This is a genomic window from Acinetobacter sp. IK31 (assembly GCF_035615195.1).
Taxonomy (GTDB): Bacteria; Pseudomonadota; Gammaproteobacteria; order Pseudomonadales; family Moraxellaceae; genus Acinetobacter; species Acinetobacter calcoaceticus_C.
This window is the reverse complement of sequence record NZ_JANBOB010000030.1, coordinates 257,952-276,457: the sequence shown is the minus strand read 5'-3', so window position 1 is coordinate 276,457 and position 18,506 is coordinate 257,952. Positions and strand designations below refer to the sequence as shown.

Sequence of the window (18,506 nt, the reverse complement as noted above, 5' to 3'; positions counted from 1 at the left end):
TATGAATATATATGTATATTGGTCCCTATCAACTGTCAAATAATTTAATCGTAGCTCCTATGGCTGGGGTCACTGACCGCCCATTTAGAACGCTCTGTAAGTATTTTGGTGCAGGCCATGCAGTCAGTGAAATGATGACTGCCGATAAGACTTTGCAGATGAGCAAGAAAAGCCTCTACCGTGCAAATTTTGATGGGGAACTTGCTCCAATCTCTGCACAAATTGCCGGTTCTGATCCTGAGCAGTTAGCTGAGGCTGCACGTCATCAAGTGGCGAATGGCGCTCAAATTGTTGATATCAATATGGGATGTCCTGCTAAAAAAGTATGTAATAAACTCGCAGGTTCAGCTTTATTACAAGATGAAGACTTGGTGGCAAGAATTCTTGATACGGTGGTCGCTGCTGTTGATGTTCCTGTTACATTGAAAACCCGATTGGGATTTTTAAATGGTCAAGAAAATATTTTAAGGGTAGCGAAAAGGGCAGAAGAGGCTGGTATTGCAGCGTTAGCTTTACATGGCCGTACCCGTGAAGACATGTATTTAAATACAGCGCGCTATGACTTGATAAAACATGTCAAAGAATTAATCAATATTCCACTTATTGCGAACGGTGATATTGATAGCCCTGAAAAAGCAAAATATGTGCTCGACTATACAGGAGCTGATGCGATTATGATTGGTCGTGCCGCACAAGGCCGTCCATGGATTTTTCGTGAAATTGCTCATTATTTAAAAACTGGAGAGCACTTAGCCGCACCTAATATTGAAGAAGTGAAGCAGGTGCTACTTGGACATTTATCAGAACTTTATCAATTTTATGGTGAATATTCTGGATGCCGTATTGCCCGAAAACACATTGCTTGGTACACAAAAGGATTACGTTCAAGTAATGAGTTCCGCCAAAATATGTATAAAGTTGAAAGTACAGCTGAGCAAGCATTAGTGGTCGAAAAATATTTTAATCAGTTATTGGCTGAAGGAAATTTGATGAGTGATGTACAAGTTGAGCAAGTCAATTTATTGCAGACCCATTAAATTAAAAAGCCAGTATGATGACTGGCTTTTTAAGATTTATTCATCTTCTAACATTTCTACGACTAACTGATTAACTAAATCGGCAGCATTTAATTCTCGTATTTGTGAGACATTGCTACCTGCCCAAAAAGCACCAAAGCCATAATCTTTATGCTTACTTGCAATCGTATTTAATTGTTTAGCTAAATCATAAGTATATGGATATGCAGGTTGAGGCGGTCGATTCGGTAAATCAATTTGTGTGTGCCAATGGTTCAATAGACCACGGGCTGGACGACCAGAAAGACTCGCACTGATTTGTGTTACTGGTTCATTAAATAAAGCTTTACGATATTCAGTAGATGCATTGGATGATCGACACTGAACAAAAGCGGTCCCGAGTTGAACAGCCGTAGCTCCTAAGCTCAACATATGTCGCGCTTGTGCTCCATTCATAATCCCACCAGCAGCCACCACAGGTCGTGTGCAATGTTTCACAATAAGGTGTACTAAATCGCTTGTTTTAATCGCTGCATCAAAAGTCTTATTAAAGATTCCTCGATGACCACCAGCTTCAATACCTTGAGCAATAATAATATCAATACCAGCAGCTTCAATGGCTTGTGCTTCAACTAAATTGGTAGCAGAAACCATGGTTATAATTCCGGCTTCTTTTAATGCCTGAATTTGATGTGGATGGGGAATACCAAAATGGAAACTGACAGCTTTAGGTTTGGTTTCTAATACAACCTTTAAAAAGTCATCATTATCAAGAAAACTGGGATAAATGCAGTCCAAATTTTGAGGAGGTTGCTCACCAAACTTCTCAAATTGTGGGCGTAAATATTCAATCCATTGTGCTGAAATTTGAGGATTAAGTTGCTCAGGTTGATGGCAGAAAAAATTAACCTGAAAAGAACTTTCTGTAAGTGTTTGGGTTTTTAAAATCTGCTCACGGGCACTTTGAGCCGTATTTGCTCCTAGGCCTAGTGACCCTAGTCCACCTTGATTAGAAACTTCCGCGGCAAGTTCGGGAGTAGACACACCTGCCATGGGGGCAAGAAAAATTGGATGTTTAATTTCAAGTTGTTGTAACAGGGTCATTTTATTCACCTCATTTCTTTATGTTCACCATAACGTGGAATCTGAATCAAGAGCAAATAATATTGGCTATTTAGTTTTTAAATATTTGGGGAAGTCATCTTTAAAAAATATGTTTTATAAAGGAGTAACATTAAACAATGAGCCAATCCAACTTGAAAAAGCCATTGCCAGAATCCCCCACAATGTAATACGTAAACTGCCTTTAAGTTTAGATGTGCCTGCAAAATAACTTGCAAGTGCACCTAAGATAGCTAAAGCAACAATTCCTGTAACGAGAACACTTTGCATAATTAAATGTTCAGGAGTGAATAAGATGGCGAGCATTGGAAAAAAAGCGCCAAAAGTAAATGATGCAGCGGATGAAAGAGCGGCTTGAATTGGATTTGCAGCTGTATTTTCATGAATACCAATTTCATCACGGGCATGCGCACCTAAAGCATCATGTGTTGTGAGCTGTATCGCAACCTCTTTTGCTAATTCACTAGAAAGCCCTCTAGCGATATAAATTTGAGTTAACTCATCTAATTCTTTCTGAGGATATTTTTTTAATTCTTTTTCTTCAATTGCTAAATCTGATTTCTCAATATCTTCTTGAGATTTAACGGAAATATATTCTCCGGCAGCCATTGATGTTGCACCAGAAATTAAACCAGCAATACATGTAATTAACAGAGTATGAGAAGCAGCTCCACTTGCAGCCATTCCCATAATTAAGCTAGTCACAGAAATAATTCCATCATTGGCCCCTAATACGGAAGCCCTTAACCAGCCTGAACGGTGAATAGCATGATGTTCTACATGATGTGGAAAAGCCATAATTTTTCCTTATAAATTCTTTATATATGCTATGAAATTTTACAATTTATTGATTAAAAAATATGTCATTATTATAGGGAATTTAGGGATAAGACAGAATAGATCAATAACAAAAGAGGGAGACTAAATAATTCATTTTAAATACCCTTAACCTAACTTAACGATGTAAATTATTCTTTCTAATTATAATATTATTGGTGATTTCAAGAATTTGCCTTCCCTAATAATTCTAATTTACTGTAGAGGTGAAAATGAAAAATAGCAAAACAATAAATTCTATAACGCATTCAATATTAATTATGGGAGCAGTGATTTCTAGTGTAGGCGTACTAAGCATTAGCTCGGCTTTTGCACAAGATCAACTAAATGCTGAATATAAGCCTGGCAATATCATTTATGATAAATGGGATAGATTTTATAAGATCGAACAATCTCAACCAGCAGAAGCTGAGAAAATATTAATCGAGCTAAGCAAGCTGACACCAACAGATATTAAAGTCTGGAAAAGCCTAACTTATTTACAAATTCGGCTTGAAAAGAGAGAAGAGGCTTTACAAAGCTTAAAACAAGCAAGAAATTTGGCTCCTCAAGATGATACCTTAAAACTACAAGAAGCTTATTTGCTTAATCAGCAAAAAAAGAATCGCGAAGCATTAGTTTTATTTAAAGAGTTAACGTCATCTTCAGATCCTGCAATTGCTGATAAAGCCAATCAGGCAGTTAAAAATTTAAGTGGTGGAGAGGTCAAAACTTATTTCCGTGATGTTTATTTTGCACCTTCATATGAGTCACGTTACGACGATGTAATTTTTCCACTCAAAGTCCGTTATGGTAAGAACTTTGATAATGGCCGAGCACAAGTATATGGCTTTTTAAACCTAAACCGTGACACTCAATCTCAAGGCGGTGTACGACCAGAAATTATTGATGAAAACGCGGTAACTTTAGGGATAGGGGCTAATTATCAACCTTGGACTTCAATCCCTGTGCGTGCATATCTAGAAGTTGGTGGAAGCTATGATTTGATTGATCGAAATAGAGATAAATTTCGTGAAAGTGTAGTGGGTGGCGTTACGGGTTACCAAGAGTGGTATTCTCAAAATAATTGTAATCATTTACTTTGCTTTAATGATTACTTCACTGATTTATATGGCAATGCAGCGACTTATTCTAGAGAAGATTATAACGTTATTGGGGATTTGCGCTTACGTACAGGCTTAAATGTCTATAAAGGTGAGAATGGAACTGTGCAGGCTTATGTGAAATTGCATGGTTTAGCCGATAGTAAGGATGAATATTATAATAATTTATTTGAATATGGCCCCGGCATTTCGTGGCAGCCTTTTAATTATCAACCTATAAAATTACGCGTTGAACGACTCTACGGCAATTACTTTAAAGATGTGCCAATAGATACGAAAGATCATTACAACAATACGCGAATAGAACTCGTATTTTATAAGGATTTCTAAAATGAAGAAAATTTTTATATCTATTGTATTTGGAACCCGTCCTGAATTAATCAAACTTGCTCCTGTTATTTTATTGGCAAAACAGGATTCACGTTTTCAAGTTGAAGTCATTTTTACTGGACAACATGATGAATTAGTAAGGGATGCGATAGATTTCTTTGGGGTTGAAATTGACCACCGCCTTAAAATCATGAATGCTGGACAAAGTCTAAATCAATTATTAATACATGGTTTAAGTCAAATCGAACAAGTATATACCGATGGTCAAAAAAGAGATGCTATCGTTATTCAGGGTGATACAACGACTGTTTTAGCGGCAGGTTTAGTGGCGTTTTCAATGAAAGTTCCTGTTGCGCATGTCGAAGCAGGTTTGCGTTCTTATGATTTAGATCATCCTTTTCCAGAAGAAGGAAATCGTCAGTTGGTTTCTCGTATTACTAAATGGCATTTTGCTCCGACTGAACAATCAAAAAGAAATCTACTCAATGAACAAATTTCACCAGAGCTTATTACTGTTACAGGCAATACCGTTGTTGATGCTGTGTATTTAGGACGTAAATTAATTTCTGAAAAATCAGGTTTGAAAAATCAGCTAGAACCTTATGGAATTCAATTAAAGCAAGATGATAAAGTTGTGCTTATTACGGCCCATCGCCGTGAAAATTTTGGAGATGGAATTCAAAATATTTGTAATGCAGTTGAGCATTTAGCGAATGGACATCCTAATTTACATTTTATTTGGCCAGTCCATTTAAACCCTGCCGTACATGATGTTGTCCATAATAAGTTTAAAGATCATTCCCAAATTCATCTTGTTAAACCATTAGACTACCCAAGTCTATTGGCAGTCATAGACCGATCTACTTTTATTTTGACAGATTCGGGTGGCCTGCAAGAAGAGAGTCCATCATTTAATAAGCCAGTTTTGATCCTGCGAGACACCACAGAACGACCTGAAGTTGTTGAAGTGGGGGCAGGTGTTTTAGTCGGTACAAACCAACAAAAAATTATTGAAGAAGCTGAAAAGCTAATTAATAACCAACAGCATTATGAAAAAATGGCCCATGTAGAAAATCCATTTGGTGACGGACAAGCTGCTCAGCGTATTCTTGACCAAATTGCGCAATCTTATGAATTAGCATAATGATGAGTTAAAGATTTATTCTCACTTATGGAAGTGTTGTTGGTATCGCCATAAGTGAGGCGATACCACAAGCTAACAATATTGACGGACCAACGATTCATATAGTGAGGACCATCAAAAATATAGACAGTTTTTCCTTCATATGCTTTTAGTTGAGAAATAATTTCCCAAGGATATGCGGCTCTAAATTGTCCATTCTTTTTAACTCTAAAGGCTTCTAGTACTATAATTACTTTATCTTTTCCAAGCTTTTGTTCAAGTTGGTCTAAAATATGTTTGGCTTGCTGAGGAGATCGTACACCTACGCCAACTCCGTCTTGGAAGAAAACACCGTTATGTTCTGGTAGCCAGCTTTTAACCCATAAATCATAATGTTCAGGTTCGCGTTCACCACTATAAATACTCACCCAAACTGGTACTGGAAGTTTATTTAAAACCTGACCTAAAGCACTTACTCTTAACCACGTTGGGTCTGCTTCCACTGGAAAATAATAACCTTTAGGCGCCGTTTTTTGCTCTTTTATAATTTCGGCAGATTTTTCACCTAACTCAGTTACATTTGCGCGAGCTTTGGGTTCATTATATTCGCCGGCTAAGCCCAATATTAGATTTTTAGCCCATGGCTCTTGTCTAATTTTCTCTAAACTAATTGCTTTTTCCCATTGAGGAAAGTTCGACTCTTTCCACCATGATTTAGACTCAACAACAGACCATTGGGGAACAAATGTATTAACGCCCAAGTAGTGCCAGTTTCCCTCTGGTGGGGTCGTGTTATTGTCGGGCTGCCAGAAAATTCCTTCAATGTGAGGGGCTTGTCCTTGATGCTTGAACAACCCCGCATAAGCTATAAAACTACATATAATTAAAATAATAAAAGCAGCTATTTTAATTGGTATCTGTTTTCTCATTATTTCGTCTTAACCAGTACCACAAGAAGATAATTATTATCATAATTGCAGAGATAATCACAACTAATAAGAAGAAAGATGATTGTTGGACTAAAGGTGCTTTTTGATTTCCGACAATGAGCTTTTGTAGAACATAAATATTTCCATTTTCTGAAACCAACATTTTGGTGACATTATTTGGAATTTTATGCTGTATTTTCCCCCATAAATGCATAAAGGTTTGTGCGCCACCTTCTGAATCGGTAATAACATCGAAACGGTTGTTGTCATAACTCACAATAAAACCATTAACAGCAGCAGGTGAATAAATAATATCTTGATGCATTAAGACTTGTTGCTGGTAGATGTCTTTATTCACCCGGACATTTATTGACTGTGGCGTGCTCGGGGTATAACGGACTAGATTTAGAGGCATGGGTGCTTGTGTTAAAAGCATCTTTTTTGCAACTTGACCTAGAACAATAGCAATATTTAATGCCCCAGATTGATCATCAATTGCAATCGTCGGGGTCGTTGCTAAAGTCATGGAAATTGCCGCTACTCCATTTTTGAGTTTATGGGGAAGTTTTACAGTAGATTTAGCTGTATCAATCCAGAGTGAACCATGGGCATTGGGTAGACACTGAGAGTTGGCAATTACTGAGTTTTCAAGTTTTAAGCTGAAATTTGTTGTATTTGAAATATTTTTAGCAAAAATATTAAATTGCCTATTTACTGGATCTGAAGCAAGATCAGCCGTTTTCATGCTTCCTGCTAGTCCACCATCAATCCATGCCGTAATATTTGAACCTTGTAATAGCCCACTTTGAATACGAAGAGCAATTTGCCCTTGTAAGATATCTGTTGGTTGCCACACCGCAGGGAAGTCAAGAAATAGATTCTTTTCAGCATGGTTTAATCTAAAATCTTCAATTCCTAAGTCTGAAAGTGTTTCAATTTTTTTAAATTGGGCCCATGTTGGGTTTGAAATAGTAGTGGGGAAAATTGCACTGCTAGTATTTAATTGTTGGACATACAATGGGTTAATTAGTCCATTTATGGCAGCAGTGAGTTCTTGTTGACTGTGATAGGTAATTGATAGGGTTGCTACTCCTTCATTTGGTTTTGCAATCTGTACTAAAGCTCCACCTTTAAGTGGAGTGGATGAATGAATAACTTCAATAATAAAATTCGTTTCAGGATTTAAGTTGGTTTGCCCAGAGTCAACCCACTCAATTGGAGTTACAGAACCCCATGAGCTAGCTAATCTAGCGAGCATGGAGGCTTCTATAATTTCTTTACGGTTATATTTTAAAATTCCAACAAAAGAGGTAGGTCGTCTAGCTTGCGGATTAAATAAAGCATCTGGTAAGTATTTTAGCTGATAGTCCTTTCGAATGGGTACAAAGTCGATTTGGGAATTATTGAAGTAGGTTAAGTGATCAATATCTTCAGAACAGAAAGATTCCTTTGTTCTGTTAAGTGTTGATGGTTTAGCATATTGTTGAATAATAAAATCTAATCGATGAAAACCGCTTTGACTTTTAGGAATATCAAACTTTAATTGGCCATCACCATTTAAGGTAGTGTTATAGATGAGTTTGTCATCATATTTAACCAATAAAGTTGTATCATTTTCAGTAGAGTAGTTACTTGAAAATTGAATATTTTCCCATTCTGCACCTTTCCCAATATAGAAGAAATGAGGCTCGACCGTATATTTGGTGGAGGTACTAATATCGTCTAGTTCCCAAGTATATGCATGAGCAGACATGGCTAACATTAGACTGGTGCTGGCAAGGAGCACTTGTACCGTTTGGTAAAGGTCAAAAGTCTTTTTCATTTGTTTTTCTCCTTGCTACGTTCCGTTTTGTACCATTGAAGGGAGTTACCCTGTATTTTATTTTTAAGCATGTCATATGCGGCTTTAAATACAATAAATAGAAAAATTTGTGAGTAACTTACATAAGACAAAACAGAGTAAAAATAGAGTTCTGCTTTAACTTTTTCTAAAGAAAGGGTAAACCACATTTGTGCTACATATAAGCAAAATGAAAGACCCCACAAAGTGGTAAATGGCCCCGGAACTGAAATACCTGCGATACCAAGTAAGCCCAAAGTTAAGGTGATATGGCTCCAGAATAACGCGGGTACGAAAAGTACGTAGCACATAATGTTATTCAGAATTTCAATTCCGATGGGAAAAGGTGTTCTTAACGCTACAGGTAGATATTTACGGGTCACATAAAAATTACCTTGAGTCCAACGTGAGCGTTGTTTAACAAATACGCTTAAAGAGGGTGGATCTTGTTGCCAGCCAATTGCATAGGGTACCCATTTAATTCGTTTCTGGCCGATAAAAATCCGGAAGCTCATTTCAGTGTCATCAACCAATGACTTCTCATCAAAACCGCCCAAGGTTTCTAACGCATCACGCCAAATAACATAGTTAGTACCCATGAGCGTTGATAGTTGGAAACGTTGCCAACGTCCGCCTTGAAAAATCCATTGAAAAAAGATGAACTCAATGGCAATAAAGCGAGTCAAAATACTATCTTGCCAATTACGGGTTCTTACTTTGCCATTTACAGCCACTAATTTTTTATCGGCAATGAGGGTCTGAGCTAATAACCGTACGCAATTGGGTTCGGGTGTACTGTCCGCATCATAGACAACAATGAGTTCACCTTTGGCATGGGGTAGGCCATTATTAAGTGTTCTAGATTTACCTTTGCCTCCCATTCCTTTCGGAACGTTGACAATTTTTATGCAAGGATAAATCTGCGCTAGATTTTCGGCAATTTCTAGGGTGTTATCTTTAGAGCCGTCATTAATGAGCAAAACTTCATATGCTTCGGCTGGATAATCCTGTTGGGCGATTGCATGTAAAGTATCTTCAATTACTACACCTTCATTATAGGCAGGAATCAGAACACTCAAAACGGGCCATCTATCTGGCACAGGTAAATTCTGCAACTCTTTTTCTGCTGTTTTTGAGTATTTCCAAGCCTGATAACTTAACCATGCCCAAAATGCTTGAGGAATCCAGATTCCTAAAAAACCGAATAGGAAGAGAATATCAATGGGAGCCATTTGATTTAACCCTCCTAATAATAGACGAGATCAGCAATAACAATAAAATCACCCCGATCACCAAGGAGATCCATGAAATATAGCTGCCGAAGGTGCCGAGAAGGTCTGGATAGGTAGTGGTTAAAATAAGATCGAGTGGAACGACGACTGTGCTTAAACCAATAAAAATATACCCAAGGAAACTAGTATTTATATGTTCAGGAGTGCTTATGTATTTAATATTATTAAATTTCCATGAAATGCCGAGTTGAGGATATCGAATATTTGTGGTCGGTAGATCGGCAGGAGGGTTAATAATAATTTCATAACCCGAAACATGACCATCAAGACTTTTAGCTGAATAGAATAAATGCTGCTTTTGTCTAATTTCTCTAGAAGGCAGAGGGAGTTCTTGTGAATTAAACTGAACAATATAGCTGCCAGGGGTTTGTGAAATTAAATTTTCATCCCAACCTGCTGAAACAAAAGCAGCCATAGGCCGTAAACCAATTGCAGTCGAAAATGTAGCTTTGGCCGCAAAATATTGGGGTTGTTCCGATTTAAAAATTGCAATGGGAATAGCACCTTGGCTCACTGCTTCTTTTAATAAGAAATAGTGAGAAAAGCTAAAAACCTCATCTGGTAATATGATGCCTGGCTTTATCCCTTTATGAATAAGTCCTTGAAAACTATCCGAGCTGATTTGGTCAACTGTAAAAATAGGCCACCAAGTATCCTGTGATGGGAAAAACATAGAAAGGTCATTAATATTCTGAATTTCGGTTTTTGTTTGTTCAGCTTTAATTTCACAGTGATAATATTGACGATAAAACTGCTGTAAAGTGCCATCTGGATATTGACTAGAGGCGATAATAATTCCACAAATATTAAGAAGATTAGACATTAAGTAATCTCCTCTTCAGGCGGAATTTGAATAATTTGATATTCCACTTCAAGCCGCAACGTCATAATTTCTTTTAGCTTTTTTATAAAATCTGGTTCTTCAATCGTTTTTTGTTTACGAATAACAATACTGTATATCGTTTCTAGATCATCATCAGCAAACTGGAAAACAATTTCTTGTGGATGATGTTGACTCAAAATTTTAATCATTTCATTTTGAGTGGTTTTCCATACATCATCGCCTAACATTTCTTTAATTAAGATTCGGTTGAGAATTCTAATTTCAAAGACTTCATAGTCTTGTATGTGGTGATGATCAAGAAGTTTAAAGAAACTACGTTGGAAATATTTGAGGGCGCTAAGCGGGAAAATATCACGGCGATAATTTCGATCATAACTTTGTATATCCCGATATTTTTGAACATTAATTTCAATATTGTGGCGTACAGCACTAAGAAAAAGAGGAATAAGGGGAATAATAAAAAGTAAAAGGAGCTGCCGTTCAATATGTGTTTGTGCTCCTAGGTCGAGTAGGAAATATACTGCCACGCCTACGAAAGCGATTAAACCAACAATTAAAGATGCACCGACTTCTAAAAAAGCACCAGAAATTAAAAGAATAAGAATAAAAATCCAGCTTCCTCTAAAGCTTACAGGCAACCACTCATATGCCACCATTCCCATAAAGAGGTGAGCTGCGATAATCCATAAGACGAGTGTTCTTCCTGGGTTCTTTTGTTGCATGCGAGCTCTGGCTACCTTTTTTGTAATGTTAATTTTTATACTTTTATAATGAACTGTGATTGTGATGCTTTTTGAATTTATTGTTGTGTTTGTCCTTTTATAAATCCCTTTAGTATTATTTTTAGAGTAAAGTCACACTATAGTCAAATTTCTCGTTTTTTTTAATTAAAAGTAAACATAAAAACTGAATTGGTTTCTACATATTCTTAAATGTTTCAATTGCCTTTATTCGGGTTTCCTTTAAATCAACAATTGGTTTCGGATAATTTAATTGAAGATTAGTTTTAGTTGAGTAGGGTTCATGAATCATTTTATTGTCTAGATGAGCTAATTCCTCCACCCATTGACGAATATAGTCTCCGTTTGGATCAAATTTCTTAGATTGAGCAATAGGGTTAAAAATTCTAAAGTAAGGTACAGCATCAGTTCCAGTCGATGCACACCATTGCCAGCCACCATTATTGGCTGTTAAATCGCCATCGACTAAGTGCTGCATAAACCATTTTTCACCTATTCGCCAATCGATGAGTAGGTTTTTACACAAAAACATAGCGGTAATCATGCGGACTCGATTATGCATCCATCCTGTTTTTTGTAGCTGGCGCATGCCTGCATCAATAATCGGTATACCTGTTTGACCAATTTGCCACGCCACCAAATGCTCTTGATTATTTTCCCACTTAATATTTTGAGTATTTTGCTTAAAAGGAAAGTGTTTAGAGACATGTGGAAAATCAAATAAAATATGTTGATAAAATTCGCGCCAAAGCAATTCATCTAACCATGTTTGCTGGCCTTCGTTTGTCAGATGAAAGTTGCCATGTTCAGCACGAAAGAGAGCCTGTAAACATTGGCGAATAGATAAAATTCCAAGATTTAAATAAGGAGAAAGTTGGCTAGTGCCTTTTACATTTGGAAAGTCACGTTCTAATTTATAATGAGATAAATGATCTTCAATAAATAAATCGAGCTGTTCCAGAGCAAAATCTTCTCCGGTCGGCCATAAGTCTTGTTGCTCTTTAGAAATTGATGAGTCAAATAATACTTCAATTTCTTCTAAATCTAAGCTTTTTATAGTTGAAAAAGACTCTGGATAGGCATTTTGTTTCTCAGGAATTGGATAGCACTGAGGCAAACCACTTATATCCAGTTTCGAATAACAGGCTTTTTTGAATGCACTGAAAACTTGATACGGTTGTTGCGACTGATTACGAATGGAACGTAAAGGGAAAATTGTACGGTCATGAAATAAAAAAAGTTCTTTATTCTGCTGATTTAAAGCTTGTTGTACAGTTTTATCTCTTTTCAACTCATTCACGCCTACTTCTATATTCGAGTAAACATTTTCGATATGGAGTTGATGTGTGAGTTCACAAATATAATCTGCAATATCTTTCCAGTGGGGAATGACTTGAATGATAAGTGGAATATTAAGCTGTTCTAATTCTTTTTTTAATTGTTGAAGCTGAAGTAAATAGAAATTAATTTTTATAGGTGCATCATGATGTATTTTCCATTGCTCAGGCGACAATATAGTTAACCCAATCGAAGGTCCTTGTTGGCAGGCATGCCATAACGCAGCATGATCCCGAACTCTCAAATCCTGACGAAACCAAATAAGCTGATTTACGTTTGACATGAGAGATACCCTTATAAAGTTGAGTGAGTTAGAGGTTTGTTGTTCAGATAGTATATAAAAATAAATACATAAAAAAAGCAAAGCCGAAGCTTTGCTCTTATCATCTTTACAGATGAATTAGTGGTGATGACCACCAGCACCGTGTACGTGACCGTGATCTAATTCTTCTTCAGAAGCTTCACGGATTTCTACGATTTCAACTTCAAAAGTTAAATCTTGACCAGCAAGTGGGAAGTTTGCATCAACAACAATGTTGTCACCTTCAACTGCTTTAACAGTAACGATCTGTACGCCGTCGTCTGTTTGAGCTTGGAATTGCATACCAGGTTGAATGTTCTCAACACCTTGGAACATTTGAGCTGGAACTTCTTGAACTAGGTCTGGGTTGTATTCGCCATAACCTTCAGCTGCTGGTACATTAACAGTAAATTTTTCACCAACAGTTTTACCTGTTAGAGCATTTTCTAAACCAGGAATGATATTGCCTGCGCCGTGCAAATATGCAAGTGGTTCACCTTGAGATTGATCAAGTGTTTCACCCTCAGCGTTTGTTAATTTGTAGTGGAATGAAACCACGTGGTTATTTGCAATAGCAGTCATGTTTTTGATCCATTCAATCAATTAAAGCGTACATCATAAAGTGAAAAATAAATTTTGTAGACTACAAAATTTGAATCTTTAACACTTTTATATAATGCGTTTTTATCTAAATAGGGATGAACTTAAAAAATTCAACTCAATATAGTTTAATTTTTGGACGTACACGTCTTGTAAGTAAATCTTTCATTGTGAGTAGTCCAGCCTGTGTGTACCCGTGAATCGTTGCTTGATGTAAACGATATAAAGATACATACATTGTTTTGGCAATATAACCTTGCACACTTACATCGCCAAGTAATTCTCCAACGGCTTTATTACGGCTTAAAGACACAAGCGAACCTTTGTCGTTAAAGGTAAACATGGGTTGTGATCGGCCATTAAGTCGAGCAGCCATAGCATCGACTAAAAAGCTCGCTTGTTGGCTTGCAACTTGAGCACGTGGTCCAAGTGGAGGATGTCTTGCATCAAGTTGACAACGGGCGCAATCACCAAAAGCAAATACATTTGGGTCGGAATAGGTTTGTAATGTTGCGTAGACCATCAGGCGGTTAATATTATCGCGTTCAAAATCAGTAAAGCTTTCTAAAACTTTAGGTGCTTTTACACCAGCAGCCCAGACGGTAATATCACTTTTTAATTGATCACCATTACTAAAATAGATGGAATGCTCATCAATTTTTTCAACGCGATGTTTGGTTAAAACTTCAATGCCCATTTTTTTGAGCTGTTTTGCACTATGCTCAGCTGTTTTTTCACTAAGAGCAGGTAAGATACGCTCGGATGCTTCAATCAATGTAATTTTGACTTGGTTTGGGTGAATCTTTTTTAAACCATATCGATAAAAGTTTTTAGTCGTTTCAATGAGTTCGGCAGCAAGTTCTACACCTGTTGCACCAGCACCCACAATCCCAATATTTAAAGTCCGCTGATTTGGTTGATTTTGAGCTTCAATATAAAGATGTAATAAATCTTGCTGGAAAATATCAGCTTGCTTTCTGCTGTCGAGGAAATGACAGTTTTCACGCACGCCTGCTGTATTAAAGTCATTTGACACAGAACCAAGCGCTAAAATAAGCGTGTCATAACTCAATTGCTGCACATCGGTGTTCTGCTCTTTAGAGACTTGAGGAGGAATTAACTCAATTATTTTTTGATCTTTGTTAACCCCAACTAATGTTCCAAGCACAAATTCATAGTGATGTTTTTCTGCATGGGCAAAATAGTTAGTTTGTTCTTCGTGTGGATTTAAAGATCCGGCAGCAATTTCATGAAGCAATGGTTTCCAGATATGCGTCAGGTTCTGGTCAATTAACGTAATCTTCGCTTTATGAGTTTTCCCAAAAGTTTCACCGAGTTGTGTCGCAAGCTCTAAGCCTCCAGCACCACCACCAACAATTACAATATGATGTAAATTTTGGGTCATTTTTATCACCTAATTATTTTTCTGTAAAAAAAAGATGGCTGAATTATGCCATCTTTTTTTTATAAAATTTATTGTGCATCTGTGCACAATTTGATGTTTTTAGTGCGAATCTAGTGGATAGAGTTTTGCAGCACTGTGTTCACTTGATGAAAAAATAGAGAAGAGACTAGAAAACCACATCATGATTTTTTGGAAAATATTGGCTTCTTCAATATGCACGTTATCTTCAATTTGAAGACTACGGATAAGTTGATTGTTTTGGTAAATAGATACTGTTGCCAAACTCATGACTTTCATTAATGGCGCAGTGAGTTGTTTTTCATTTAATTCAATATTTACGTGTGTTTGAGTCGTTTCGAGTGGAGCAATCACTTTAGGTTGCAAGTTATTATCAAGTACCTGAACGCGCTGAGTCACATTATCAAAATTATTTAAGTCAATTGGTGCTGGGTCCGCATATAAAGAAGTAGTCACAATCGTGGGTTGCTTTGTTGCGACCTTAAACATTTTTAAAGTTGACTTCACAACAGGCAGCTCGGCAATTAATTTTTGCTCAGGAATAATGACTTCATCACGTGTATAGGTATAAGCAAGATTCATTAATTTATCTGCAATTTCAGCGCGTTTTACTGCACTCGGGGTACCTAAAACAATAACCAATAAACGTCTTTGAGCTAAGTCAGATGAAAATGAAGGACGTGAAGCTGTTAATGCCAAATTATAACCAGCTGCTTTCGTATAACCAGTTTTTAAACCATCAACAGATGGGTCATATTTCAAAGCAAGGTTAGTCGCATGATGAAAACGTTGGTTATAGCTAAAGCTTGGCATTTTTGAATAATGTAAATATTCAGGTGTTTGTTTGACGACAGCCTGACCTAATAAGCTTAAATCATGAGCGGTGGTGTAATGATCAGACATGGTAATACCAGCAGGATTACTAAAATGCGTATGTTTCATACCCAAAGCCTGAGCTTCCTGATTCATGCGTTGTACAAAGTGGGGAACATCACCCGAAATTTTTTCAGCTAAAGTCACGGCTGCATCATTCGCAGACATCACAATTAAACCTGCCAATAACTGATCAACTGAAATTTGTTCACCAGCTTTAAGATACATTTGTGATTCATCCCACTGCACCACACCGACCACCGGCGTTGCAGTAATGATTTCTTCTTTTTTCAGCTTTCCAGCTTTAATCTCTTTTAAAGCAATATAAGCAACCATCATTTTGGTTAAAGATGCTGGTGCGCGTTGCACATGGCTATTATGCTCGGCAATAATTTGACCCGATTGAGTATCCACAATAGTCCATGCAGCGGCTTCAACACTTTCAGGTGCAATATTGAGTAGCGAGGCATTCGCTAGCGTGGTGCAGAAAATACTGAATAGGGTAAAAAGAGATAGAAAAAATTTCACGGATAACCTTAACGTTTACTGGTAAATACTGAACACAGATGCACAGCATGCTATGCCTTTTTTTTATAGAAGGCTAGTGTGAATTGTTGCCAAAAAATACATCTACGCAAGACGATACAAAAAAGTGATAATCTAATGTGAAACCGTTCTTATTTTAAATTGAAAAATTTATGTTGCATTATCAAATTGAATTCGATGATTACAAACAGCACCTTGTTCACGTAACAATTCGTTTTTTAGCCAATCCGAATCAGGAGCTTTGGCTGCCAACGTGGATTCCGGGTAGTTATCTAATTCGAGAGTTCTCAAAACATATTGAATCCGTTAAAGCTTACGATGAAGCTGGACGTATGTTGGATATTAAAAAAACCAGCAAAAATCGTTGGCGTTTATTTAATACAGATCATGAATTAATGACGATTGAATATGATGTCTACGCATATGATTTGTCTGTACGTGGCGCATATGTAGACCAGACTCGTCTATATATTAATCCAGCGTGTGTATGTTTAGGTTTGGAAGGACAAGAACAATCTGCTTGCGAGTTGGAAATTTTCTTGCCAGATGAATTAAAGCATTTTCAGTTGGCGACAGGTTTAAATTCTAAGAGTTTGGTTAAAGGTCGTTTCACTTTAAAAGCTGATCATTATGATCAACTCATTGATAGTCCGTTCGAACTGGCTGATCAAACGCGCTTTAACTTCGAAACACATGGCATTGAACATGAGTTCGTGATTTCTGGTTCACACAATACCAATATTGATCGCTTAAAAGCCGATATTGAAAAGATTTGTACAGCCGAAATAAATATGTTTGGTTCAGCGCCATTTAAAAACTATATCTTTATGACGATGGCAACAGGGAATAGTTATGGTGGATTAGAACATTGCAATAGTACAAGTCTGATTACACCACGCGACGATTTGCCAAAATCGAATGAACCAAGTGAACCTTCTAAAGATTATCAACGCTTTTTAGGCTTATGTAGTCATGAATATTTTCATTCATGGTTAGTAAAGTTTATACGTCCAGAAAACTTTGCAAATTATAATTTGCACCAAGAAGGCTATACCTCGCTGTTGTGGATATTTGAAGGCTTTACTTCATATTATGATGACTTGATTTTATTGCGCAGCGGTGTGATTTCTCAAAAGTCTTATTTGGATTTACTCAAAGCACAAATTGATCGCTATTTACAAAATCCAGGCCGCTTTATCCAGTCTGTTTCTGAATCAAGTTTTGATGCTTGGATTAAATTTTATCGTCAAGATGAAAACTCAAATAATGCGGGTACCAGTTACTACAACAAGGGTTCATTGGTTGCGCTTTGTCTAGATTTAGGTTTACGTTTACGTGGTTCTAGCCTTGATGCTTTAATGCGCCGTTTATATGAAAATACTCAAAATGGTCTTCAAGTAAATGAGCGAACCATTTTTGACTTATGTAAAGAGCTGACGGGTGATAATTGGATTGAACAAATTAATCACTTGATTAACACAACCGACGAATTGCCACTTGATCAGTTACTGCCAGAGTTTGGCTTAAGCTACAGAGTTAAAACTGACAAAACTTTGCCATTGGGCTTGAAACTTGTTGATAAGCCAGAAGGTGTGCTTGTGCAAAGTGCTCGCCGTGAGGGCGCTGGAGCAAAAGCAGGTATTTCTGCTCTTGATGTGATTGTTGCAATTGATGGTTTAAAAGCGTCCACTAAGCTTATCGAGAAGTATGCAAAACAGGGTGGCCCTTATACCGTATTTGCTTTCCGTCGTGATGAGTTAATATCTTTTGAAGTCGATTGTGCTACATCTGATTTAACCGAAGTTGAACTTGTCGTTGAAGATCAAGCTAAAACTGAAAAATGGTTAAAAGCTTAGATTAAAGCTAAATAGTTTATAAAAAACCGATGTTTTGCACATCGGTTTTTACTTTTAAGTACGTTCAAATGGTGAAATCCGTTTTACCTTTGAGTTTATTTTGAATGAAAAGTATAATAATTGTCAGAACACTGAAAGATATCTCATGTAATTTAATGATGTTTAATGCCTGAAAAGTGATCGAAATGTGTATATTACAATGACTTAGATATCAGAAAATTATCTATATATTTGAATTATGTATTATTTCGCTACGAAATGTCGTTATCACTGGATATTTCGTTGACTGAAAGGCAATGAGAGTCGATACTCTCAGGGTTTTATTTAAGTATATCGGTTCGTAGGCACTGGGCCAAAAGCTCGGTCCTCAACACTCAATCAAACGGAAGGGGC

15 protein-coding genes are annotated in these 18,506 nt (G+C 36.9%); 4 read left to right on the top strand and 11 right to left on the bottom strand.

Annotated features, from left to right (window positions below):
- Window positions 1-11: 11 nt before the first annotated feature.
- Window positions 12-1,037, top strand: coding sequence for a tRNA dihydrouridine synthase DusB (gene dusB, locus MSG66_RS14745; RefSeq protein ID WP_133972285.1), 1,026 nt, complete (start codon window positions 12-14; stop codon window positions 1,035-1,037).
- Window positions 1,038-1,073: 36 nt separating this feature from the next.
- On the opposite strand, the gene MSG66_RS14740 is transcribed toward dusB, so the two are convergent.
- Both MSG66_RS14740 and MSG66_RS14735 read right to left on the bottom strand, forming a co-directional pair.
- Window positions 1,074-2,120 (bottom strand): nitronate monooxygenase, encoded by a 1,047-nt coding sequence (locus tag MSG66_RS14740; RefSeq protein ID WP_324654485.1) that lies wholly within the window; start codon window positions 2,118-2,120, stop codon window positions 1,074-1,076.
- 114 nt (window positions 2,121-2,234) lie between these two features.
- Window positions 2,235-2,936: a VIT1/CCC1 transporter family protein gene (locus tag MSG66_RS14735; protein WP_133972289.1), complete on the bottom strand. Its 702-nt coding sequence runs from the start codon at window positions 2,934-2,936 to the stop codon at window positions 2,235-2,237.
- 251 nt (window positions 2,937-3,187) lie between these two features.
- Here MSG66_RS14735 and MSG66_RS14730 point away from each other — a divergent pair, with 251 nt between their 5' ends.
- The gene (locus tag MSG66_RS14730) at window positions 3,188-4,408 is read left to right on the top strand and encodes a hypothetical protein (RefSeq protein WP_324654484.1); all 1,221 of its coding nucleotides are present in this window, start codon (window positions 3,188-3,190) and stop codon (window positions 4,406-4,408) included.
- 1 nt (window position 4,409) lies between these two features.
- Window positions 4,410-5,552 (top strand): non-hydrolyzing UDP-N-acetylglucosamine 2-epimerase, encoded by a 1,143-nt coding sequence (gene wecB / locus MSG66_RS14725; RefSeq protein WP_133972291.1) that lies wholly within the window; start codon window positions 4,410-4,412, stop codon window positions 5,550-5,552.
- On the opposite strand, the gene MSG66_RS14720 is transcribed toward wecB, so the two are convergent.
- The 9 genes from MSG66_RS14720 to MSG66_RS14680 all read right to left on the bottom strand — a co-directional run bounded on the left by MSG66_RS14720 (window position 5,537) and on the right by MSG66_RS14680 (window position 16,239).
- Entirely contained in the window at window positions 5,537-6,460 is a 924-nt protein-coding gene (locus MSG66_RS14720; RefSeq protein ID WP_262472627.1) for a hypothetical protein, read from the bottom strand. The genes wecB and MSG66_RS14720 overlap by 16 nt on opposite strands.
- Window positions 6,438-8,282, bottom strand: a complete 1,845-nt coding sequence (locus MSG66_RS14715) for a hypothetical protein (RefSeq protein WP_133972295.1) — start codon at window positions 8,280-8,282, stop codon at window positions 6,438-6,440. Before MSG66_RS14715 ends, MSG66_RS14720 begins: the two co-directional genes overlap by 23 nt.
- Complete coding sequence (locus MSG66_RS14710; RefSeq protein ID WP_133972297.1) at window positions 8,279-9,532, bottom strand: glycosyltransferase family 2 protein; 1,254 nt, start codon at window positions 9,530-9,532, stop codon at window positions 8,279-8,281. Before MSG66_RS14710 ends, MSG66_RS14715 begins: the two co-directional genes overlap by 4 nt.
- On the bottom strand, window positions 9,519-10,415 hold the full coding sequence (locus tag MSG66_RS14705; protein WP_324654483.1) for a hypothetical protein: 897 nt from the start codon (window positions 10,413-10,415) through the stop codon (window positions 9,519-9,521). The genes MSG66_RS14710 and MSG66_RS14705 overlap by 14 nt, the downstream gene beginning before the upstream one ends.
- On the bottom strand, window positions 10,415-11,158 hold the full coding sequence (locus tag MSG66_RS14700) for a hypothetical protein (protein WP_324654482.1): 744 nt from the start codon (window positions 11,156-11,158) through the stop codon (window positions 10,415-10,417). Before MSG66_RS14700 ends, MSG66_RS14705 begins: the two co-directional genes overlap by 1 nt.
- 196 nt (window positions 11,159-11,354) lie before the next feature.
- Window positions 11,355-12,797, bottom strand: a complete 1,443-nt coding sequence (locus MSG66_RS14695; protein WP_324654481.1) for a deoxyribodipyrimidine photo-lyase — start codon at window positions 12,795-12,797, stop codon at window positions 11,355-11,357.
- A 117-nt stretch (window positions 12,798-12,914) separates the two neighbouring features.
- Window positions 12,915-13,397: an FKBP-type peptidyl-prolyl cis-trans isomerase gene (locus MSG66_RS14690; RefSeq protein WP_003650377.1), complete on the bottom strand. Its 483-nt coding sequence runs from the start codon at window positions 13,395-13,397 to the stop codon at window positions 12,915-12,917.
- Between the two features lie 136 nt (window positions 13,398-13,533).
- Complete coding sequence (locus MSG66_RS14685) at window positions 13,534-14,820, bottom strand: NAD(P)/FAD-dependent oxidoreductase (protein ID WP_324654480.1); 1,287 nt, start codon at window positions 14,818-14,820, stop codon at window positions 13,534-13,536.
- 99 nt (window positions 14,821-14,919) lie between these two features.
- Complete coding sequence (locus MSG66_RS14680) at window positions 14,920-16,239, bottom strand: D-alanyl-D-alanine carboxypeptidase PBP6B (protein ID WP_042898075.1); 1,320 nt, start codon at window positions 16,237-16,239, stop codon at window positions 14,920-14,922.
- Between the two features lie 170 nt (window positions 16,240-16,409).
- On the opposite strand from MSG66_RS14680, the gene MSG66_RS14675 reads away from it, so the two are divergent.
- Window positions 16,410-18,113 (top strand): M61 family peptidase, encoded by a 1,704-nt coding sequence (locus MSG66_RS14675; protein WP_324654479.1) that lies wholly within the window; start codon window positions 16,410-16,412, stop codon window positions 18,111-18,113.
- The last annotated feature ends 393 nt before the right edge of the window (window positions 18,114-18,506 follow it).

What these genes read in the sequence shown, in the direction of transcription:
- dusB (WP_133972285.1), top strand. Translation starts at nt 12, where the DNA reads ATGTATATTGGTCCCTATCAACTGTCAAATAATTTAATCGTAGCTCCT.
- MSG66_RS14740 (WP_324654485.1), bottom strand. Translation starts at nt 2,120, where the DNA reads ATGACCCTGTTACAACAACTTGAAATTAAACATCCAATTTTTCTTGCC.
- MSG66_RS14735 (WP_133972289.1), bottom strand. Translation starts at nt 2,936, where the DNA reads ATGGCTTTTCCACATCATGTAGAACATCATGCTATTCACCGTTCAGGC.
- MSG66_RS14730 (WP_324654484.1), top strand. Translation starts at nt 3,188, where the DNA reads ATGAAAAATAGCAAAACAATAAATTCTATAACGCATTCAATATTAATT.
- wecB (WP_133972291.1), top strand. Translation starts at nt 4,410, where the DNA reads ATGAAGAAAATTTTTATATCTATTGTATTTGGAACCCGTCCTGAATTA.
- MSG66_RS14720 (WP_262472627.1), bottom strand. Translation starts at nt 6,460, where the DNA reads ATGAGAAAACAGATACCAATTAAAATAGCTGCTTTTATTATTTTAATT.
- MSG66_RS14715 (WP_133972295.1), bottom strand. Translation starts at nt 8,282, where the DNA reads ATGAAAAAGACTTTTGACCTTTACCAAACGGTACAAGTGCTCCTTGCC.
- MSG66_RS14710 (WP_133972297.1), bottom strand. Translation starts at nt 9,532, where the DNA reads ATGGCTCCCATTGATATTCTCTTCCTATTCGGTTTTTTAGGAATCTGG.
- MSG66_RS14705 (WP_324654483.1), bottom strand. Translation starts at nt 10,415, where the DNA reads ATGTCTAATCTTCTTAATATTTGTGGAATTATTATCGCCTCTAGTCAA.
- MSG66_RS14700 (WP_324654482.1), bottom strand. Translation starts at nt 11,158, where the DNA reads ATGCAACAAAAGAACCCAGGAAGAACACTCGTCTTATGGATTATCGCA.
- MSG66_RS14695 (WP_324654481.1), bottom strand. Translation starts at nt 12,797, where the DNA reads ATGTCAAACGTAAATCAGCTTATTTGGTTTCGTCAGGATTTGAGAGTT.
- MSG66_RS14690 (WP_003650377.1), bottom strand. Translation starts at nt 13,397, where the DNA reads ATGACTGCTATTGCAAATAACCACGTGGTTTCATTCCACTACAAATTA.
- MSG66_RS14685 (WP_324654480.1), bottom strand. Translation starts at nt 14,820, where the DNA reads ATGACCCAAAATTTACATCATATTGTAATTGTTGGTGGTGGTGCTGGA.
- MSG66_RS14675 (WP_324654479.1), top strand. Translation starts at nt 16,410, where the DNA reads ATGTTGCATTATCAAATTGAATTCGATGATTACAAACAGCACCTTGTT.